This is a genomic window from Cupriavidus sp. 01L46, assembly GCF_056399905.1.
In genome coordinates this window covers 1-6,596 of record NZ_JBFTSF010000315.1, presented here as the reverse complement: position 1 = coordinate 6,596, position 6,596 = coordinate 1, and the positions used below count along the sequence as shown (strand labels likewise).

The following is a 6,596-nucleotide window of genomic DNA, read 5'->3' as shown; positions in this document are numbered from 1 at the left end:
GGCGCCGGATGATGAAGCATTGCGGAATCTTGTCATCACGGCGTCACAGCAGCAGTATAGGTGGAAACCCTAATAAGAATATGAGAGACGGTTTGACCTGTCTCTTCAAATTTTTTGACCCTACCGGTAACAGTGGAACCATGTCCGGATTGCCGCCTACAGTTTGCCTCCCAAGGCTGCGCCTGAAAAACGAAAGGGCCCCGCAGGGCCCCTTTTACCAACCTGCGCGAGGCAGGTCGTTCATGCTTATCGCCAATGGCGGCCATGTCCGGGGCCGTAGTAGCCCCGCCCATAGTAGCCGCGACCGTAGTAGCCACGGCCGTAGTAGCGCGGGCCGTAATAGCCAGGCCCCGGACCGTAGTAGACCGGAGCCGGCTGCACGATAACCGGCGGCGGTCCATAGTAGACAGGGGCAGGTGCCATGACCACGGGCGGCGCGGCAATATAGGCTGGCGGCGGATAGTACGCCGGGCCGCCGACCACAACGCCAGGCACCCCAATCGCCACACCAACGCTCACATGGGCCATTGCCGCACCGGATGCCAGCGCCCCAAGCAAAGCGAGTCCTGCGAGCCACCAACGTTTCATGATCCTTGCCTCTTGCAAATGCGTTATTCGATAAGAGTATTGTAGGTTCCTGGAAAATTGCAGGTGAAACCGAGAACGTTACATTGTTACCAGGAGTAACAAACGACACATATACACGCGGCCTCCACCCACCTGACTGCCCACGGTGCAAATCCCGCGCGGAGCTTGCATCACCGCGCCCAACCGACCACAATATCGGGCTTGCCGTGCGGCCGTGGAGAAATTGGTAGACTCAGCAGACTTAAAATCTGCCGCCTTTACGGGCTTACGGGTTCGACCCCCGTCGGCCGCACCAGCACCCACCCTCCCCGGCGGCACCCTCCCCTGTCCCGGTATTGCGCACTCAGGCCACCGCCGCACACAACAGCGCGCCACCGCACACCAAGAACACAAACAGCAGGCCTGCCAGCACCAGGGGCTTGCGCCCGGCGCGCAGCAAGGTGCCGATGCGGGTGTGCAAGCCAATTGCCAGCATCGCGCAGGCAAGCAGCCAATTGTCGAAGGCCAGCAGAGCGGGCTTCCAGTCCTGGGGCACAAGGCCCGCCGAATGCACGGCCATCACCGCCACAAACCCCACCGCAAACCACGGGATCGCCTTCAGGATGGCACCCCACGGACGCCCGCCCGCCGCCTTCTCGCCTTTGCCTTCTTCCTCGAGCCCGATGCCGGCCTTCGGCCACAGCGCCAGCACCAGCAAGAGCGGGCCCAGCGCCAACACGCGCACCATCTTGGTCACCACGGCGGCATCCGCGGTGGCATCGCTGACCATCTTGCCCGAGGCGATGACCTGTGCCACCTCGTGCAGCGTGGCGCCAGTGTAGATGCCGAATGTGCGCTCGCTGATGGCAAGGTGCCAATGCTGCGTGGCCAGCTCGAACAGATAGGGATACAGCAGCATGCCAGCCGTGCCGAACAGCACCACCGTGGCCACGGCAACGGCCGTCTGGCGGTCGTCGGTGCGCACCACCGAAGCCACCGCGATGGCCGCCGCGGCGCCACATACGGCGCTGCCCGCGCTGACGAGGATGGCTTCCCGGCGGCTTAGTCCCAGCAGAGAAGAACCGATCCAGATGCCTAGCAGCATGGTCGAGACCAGCATGGCCAGCGGCACCAGCACGCCTGCCAGGCCCAGGTCGGCAATCGCGCCGAATGTGAGACGCAGGCCATACAACGCCACGCCGAGGCGCAGCAGTTGCTGACGCGCCAGTTGCATGCCCGGCGCAAGCGGGGTGAGCCAGCGTTGCGGCAGCGTATTGCCCGCCACCATGCCGGCGAACATGGCCAGCGTCAGCGCGCTCATGCCGAGATGCGAGACCGCCGGGTGCGCCGAGAGCACCATGGCCAGCCAGGCAATGAAGCCCAGCGGCACCAGCGTCAAGACCCGGGTCGGCCACGAGGGAGGTTCGGCGCCGAGATTGGCAACTGCGGACGATTGAATGGAAGACATGGCGGGGGTCCTGCCCGTAACGCCGGGGGGCTTCGGGGCGCATATTGAATATGTCCGAAGCGTACTTAGCAGGCGGAAATCTGTAAAACAGGTAATATCGCTATACATTACCTGTTTTACAGATATGACTCATCGCCCGCTCCGCCTGACCCTGCGCCAACTCTCCGTTTTCGTCGCTGTGGCGCAGCACGGCAGCACCGTGGCTGCGGCCGATGCGCTGGCCATGTCGCAATCCGCGGTCAGCGCCGCACTGGCGGATCTAGAGGCCACGCTGGGCGGCGCCCTCTTTGACCGGGTCGCGCGTCGCCTGAGCATCAATGAGACCGGCCGGCTGTTTTTCCCGCGCGCGCTGTCGCTGCTGGACCAGGCACAGGAACTCGAGCGCTTCACCGTGCAACCCGGGGTGCAACTGCGCATTGCCGCCAGCAACACCATCGGCAGCTATATCCTGCCGGGCCTGMTCGCGGGCTTTCGACATGCGCAGAGCGGGCCCTGCGCGCTCGACATGCGCATCGGCAACACGCGCGAGGTCCTGCAAGCGTTGCTGCATTTCGAGGCGGACATCGGGCTGATCGAGGGCACATGCCACGAGCGCGACCTGCGCAGCGCCCACTGGCGGGACGATGTGATGGTGGTGGTGGTCAGCCCGTCACACCCGCTCGCAAGCTACCCTGGCAATCTGGCCGCCTTGCGCGACGCCGACTGGGTCGTGCGCGAACCCGGCTCGGGCACGCGGGAGATCATCGAACAGCGGCTGGCACCACTGCTGGGCGAGTTGCGCTTCGCGCTGGAGCTGGGCAACTCCGAAGCGATCAAGCGTGCGGTGATGAGCGGCTATGGCGTGAGTTGCCTGTCGCTGCAGGTGGTGGAAGACGAATTGCAGCGCGGCACACTGGTGGCGCTGCGCGATGGCCTGCCCGACGTGGTGAGGCCGCTGCATCTCGTGGTTCACCAGGACAAATACCCTACGCAGGGCCTGCTAGCCTTTACGGAGTATCTTCGCCGCGATGCCGCGGCGACCAGCCAGTGAGCGGCACGGGCCGCTGCATGCACTCATGCGGGGTGGGGATCCGCTTCGCCCGCATGCTTGGCGGTATAGCGATCGAGCAGGTGGAACAGCAGCGGGTTTAGGACGATGGACAGCAATGCGCCTGCCAGGATCAGGGCGTGGCCCCGCTCAGGCAGGATCTTCAGATAGACGCCGAGGCCCGCGAGGATAAAGGAGAACTCGCCGATCTGGGCCAGGCTGACCGCGATGGTCATGCCGGTACGGGTGGAATGCCCGAACACCCGAACGATGCAAAGCGCAGCGAGCGATTTGCCCACCACGATGATGAACAGCGTGGCCAGCACGCCCCAGGGGTCGTTGATCAGCACCATCGGGTTGAACAGCATGCCGACCGAAACAAAGAACAGCACGGCGAACGCATCACGCAGGGGCAGCGACTCCTCTGCCGCGCGGTGACTGAACTCCGACTCCGCCAGCACCATGCCGGCAAAGARTGCACCAAGCGCAAACGACACGCCGAACAGCGAGTACGCGCCAAAGGCCACGCCGAGCGCCGTTGCCAACACCGCCAGACGGAACAGTTCGCGGCTCCCGGTCCAGACGATGCGCTCCAGCATCCAGGGAATAAAGCGACGGCCGATCACCAGCATCACCGCGACGAAGGCGGCCACCTTGCCCAGGGTAGCGAACACGGCGAACACGATGTCGCCCGAGTCCGGTGCCGCCGCGCCTGACGCCGTGGCATCTGCGGACGGCGTAAGCAGGCCCGCCAGCGCCGGCAGCAGCACCAGCGTCAGCACCATGGCCAGGTCTTCCACGATCAGCCAGCCCACCGCGATCCGGCCCTGCGGCGACTCCACCAGCTCGCGCTCCTGCAAAGCCTTGAGCAACACCACGGTGCTCGCCACCGAAAGTGCCAGCCCGAAGACCAGGCCGGGCCCCCAGTCCCAGCCAAAGCCCCAGGCCGCGCCCATCCCGAGCAAGGTAGCAATGCCGATCTGTACCACCGCCCCCGGAATGGCGATCGTTTTCACCGCCATCAGGTCTTTGAGCGAGAAATGCAAGCCAACCCCAAACATCAGCAGAATCACGCCAAGCTCCRCCAGTTCCGGCGCCAGCGCCTGGTCCGCGGTGTAGCCCGGCGTATACGGGCCGACCACGATGCCCGCGCACAAGTATCCGATCAGCGGCGGGAGCTTTAGCCGGTTGGCCAGCGCGCCCAATATAAACGCCAGGACGAGACCGCCGACGATGGTGCTGATGAGCGGGGTAGCGTGATGCATGCGTTCTGGGTTCCTCGTGCTTGGCCATGGCGGCGGTGACTGGACAACCCGCCCGCCCCCAGCGGCCGTATGGCGGGGACCACAAAGCGACCTCTGGGCAGCGCTGCGGCGTTGAACGCCGGGCACAGGCCGAGAGGTACCGCACTGATTGAGGGAAAACGGGAACGGGAGTTTTACGGCAGCCTGGAGGCGAAAAGCGCGGCATGAGTCCAAGCGGACGACGATGGCACGCCGTTCAGGTCGGATATCCCCTGAACGCCCCGTGAAGACTACAACATGGAATGTAACACGATCACCACAATGGCAAAGCGCGGAATCGGGGCAAGATGTGCCCCCATCGCCGCGGAAGCTCGCCGCCGCTGCGCCATCCCGCCACCCTGAAGTCCTACCTCCCGGCCAACTGGAACGTCGCCACGGTATCGCGCAGCTTGTCGGCCTGCTCTTCCAGCGATTGCGCGGCCGCTGCCGCCTGCTCCACCAAAGCCGCGTTCTGCTGCGTGACCTGGTCCATCTGCCCGACGGCCTGATTGACTTGCTCGATCCCGGTGCTTTGCTCGCGCGAGGCTGCGGCAATCTCGCCGATGATGTCGGACACGCGGCGCACGGCCTGACGAATCTCACCCATGGTCTTGCCCGCATCCTCGGCCTGCGCCGAGCCTTGTCGGACCGTGTCGACCGAGGTGTCGATCAAGTCCTTGATTTCCTTCGCCGCGCTGGACGAACGCTGAGCCAGGCTGCGCACCTCGCCAGCCACGACCGCAAAGCCACGGCCCTGCTCGCCAGCGCGCGCAGCTTCGACCGCAGCGTTGAGCGCCAGGATATTGGTCTGGAACGCGATGCCTTCGATCAAGGTCGTGATCTCCGCGATACGGGTGGAACTGGTGCTGATCGCGCCCATCGTCTCCACCATCTGCTGCACGGCCGTGCTGCCATACTCGGCCACATCCGCGGCGGAATCCGCCAGGCTGCTGGCCTGGCGTGCATTGTCGGCATTTTGCCGCACCGTCGCGGTCAGCTCCTCCATGCTGGCGGCCGACTGCTCCAGCGACGCGGCCTGCTGCTCGGTGCGCGTGGACAAGTCAGCATTGCCCGCCGCAATCTGGTGGGCAGCCGTGCTCACCGAATCGGTCGACAAGCGGACTTCACGCAGCGCCGACGCTACGCGCTCGATCAATTGGTTGAAGGCGACCGCCGTGCGTCCGATCTCATCCTCATTGCGCACCGAAGCGCGGCGATCGAGGTCCAGCGACTTGCTCACATAGTGCAAGGTCTGCTCGATCTCCGCCAGGCTGACATGGATGCGCCGATAGAGCGAATAGCCCATTGCGCCCGTGACAAGAAAGCCGCCGGCAATAATCGCCGAAAAGATCGTCAAGGCTAGCGTGTACGCCTTGGCGTTGCTCGAAACCAGTTGCTCGCCCAGACCCGCGTTATACGCCACGTGCTCGTTGATGGCGGTACGCAGCGCCTTGGCCGCKACAAAGAGCGAGCCCCCCATCAGCATGCCCCGCGCGCCTTCTGCATCGCCGGCAGCAAACCGCTCCAGGAAGCGCCCCCGCTCCGCGCGATACTGCTTGATCGCGGCGCGATCCGCCTCCAGCAGCTTGCGGTCGGTCTCATCGGAGATATCACTGCGCTCGTAGTGCGCGACTGTGTCGTCGAAAACCTCGTCCGCCTTTGCCAAAGCCGCCACCGCCTCCGAGCGGCTGCTCGCCTCCGGGGACAAGGCATAGTGGTAGAGCGAAACGCGCATGGTACTGACGGTATCGCGCAAGTCGCTCAGCGTGCGCACGCTGGCGAGCGTGTTGTCCTTGAAGTAGGTAAAGCGCTCCTGCGACTCGCGGAGTTGCCAGATGCCGCCGACTCCGACGGCAAGCATGGCAAGCAGGGCCAGCGACAAGGTGCCTAACAGGCGTTGAGTGATGTTCATGGCGCAATGTCGGCGCGCGCGAAGGCGCGCACCGATTCTCCAATAAAGGTGGACGATGAAATGACGCCCGTGGGCAACGGGAACGGGGTCAGGCAGTCTGTTTTGGAAGCGCGCTTGCAACAATCTCGGAATCCGGCGAGCCGTCTTTTGGACGACCCTCACACCCGCCTTTACGGCAGCCGCGTGAATTGCTGAAGCAAAATTGGGAAATAACGCAAAAATAGGCGACGATATTAGGACTTGTCCTAAAAATCGAAGAGGATAAACGACAAAAAAGAGTCGAGATACGCAATCGGGCGAAAATTTGAGGGGAAAAAAAGAGGGGGAAGGAGGAGGGAG

At 64.0% G+C, this 6,596-nt stretch carries 6 protein-coding genes and 1 tRNA gene; 2 read left to right on the top strand and 5 right to left on the bottom strand.

What is annotated here, in order from left to right:
* Positions 1–246: 246 nt before the first annotated feature.
* On the bottom strand, positions 247–588 hold the full coding sequence (locus AC1DS3_RS32820; RefSeq protein WP_441640371.1) for a hypothetical protein: 342 nt from the start codon (positions 586–588) through the stop codon (positions 247–249).
* A gap of 208 nt (positions 589–796) precedes the next feature.
* Between AC1DS3_RS32820 and AC1DS3_RS32815 the strand changes: the two genes are divergently transcribed.
* Positions 797–883, top strand: a tRNA-Leu gene (locus AC1DS3_RS32815).
* 48 nt (positions 884–931) lie between these two features.
* On the opposite strand, the gene AC1DS3_RS32810 is transcribed toward AC1DS3_RS32815, so the two are convergent.
* Positions 932–2,035: a YeiH family protein gene (locus AC1DS3_RS32810; RefSeq protein WP_441640370.1), complete on the bottom strand. Its 1,104-nt coding sequence runs from the start codon at positions 2,033–2,035 to the stop codon at positions 932–934.
* A 124-nt stretch (positions 2,036–2,159) separates the two neighbouring features.
* Here AC1DS3_RS32810 and AC1DS3_RS32805 point away from each other — a divergent pair, with 124 nt between their 5' ends.
* Complete coding sequence (locus AC1DS3_RS32805) at positions 2,160–3,065, top strand: LysR family transcriptional regulator (RefSeq protein WP_477128797.1); 906 nt, start codon at positions 2,160–2,162, stop codon at positions 3,063–3,065.
* A 23-nt stretch (positions 3,066–3,088) separates the two neighbouring features.
* On the opposite strand, the gene AC1DS3_RS32800 is transcribed toward AC1DS3_RS32805, so the two are convergent.
* From AC1DS3_RS32800 to AC1DS3_RS32790, 3 genes are all read right to left on the bottom strand, one after another.
* Positions 3,089–4,327 carry a cation:proton antiporter domain-containing protein gene (locus AC1DS3_RS32800; RefSeq protein WP_477128796.1) on the bottom strand — a complete coding sequence of 413 codons (1,239 nt, stop codon included), beginning with the start codon at positions 4,325–4,327 and terminating at the stop codon, positions 3,089–3,091.
* A gap of 385 nt (positions 4,328–4,712) precedes the next feature.
* Positions 4,713–6,257 carry a methyl-accepting chemotaxis protein gene (locus AC1DS3_RS32795; RefSeq protein ID WP_441640367.1) on the bottom strand — a complete coding sequence of 515 codons (1,545 nt, stop codon included), beginning with the start codon at positions 6,255–6,257 and terminating at the stop codon, positions 4,713–4,715.
* A gap of 88 nt (positions 6,258–6,345) precedes the next feature.
* A partial coding sequence (locus AC1DS3_RS32790; protein WP_477128795.1) for a hypothetical protein occupies positions 6,346–6,596 on the bottom strand: 251 nt, incomplete at its 5' end.

Excerpts from the sequence above, each read along its gene's own strand:
- AC1DS3_RS32820 (WP_441640371.1), bottom strand. The coding sequence starts at position 588 with ATGAAACGTTGGTGGCTCGCAGGACTCGCTTTGCTTGGGGCGCTGGCA.
- AC1DS3_RS32810 (WP_441640370.1), bottom strand. The coding sequence starts at position 2,035 with ATGTCTTCCATTCAATCGTCCGCAGTTGCCAATCTCGGCGCCGAACCT.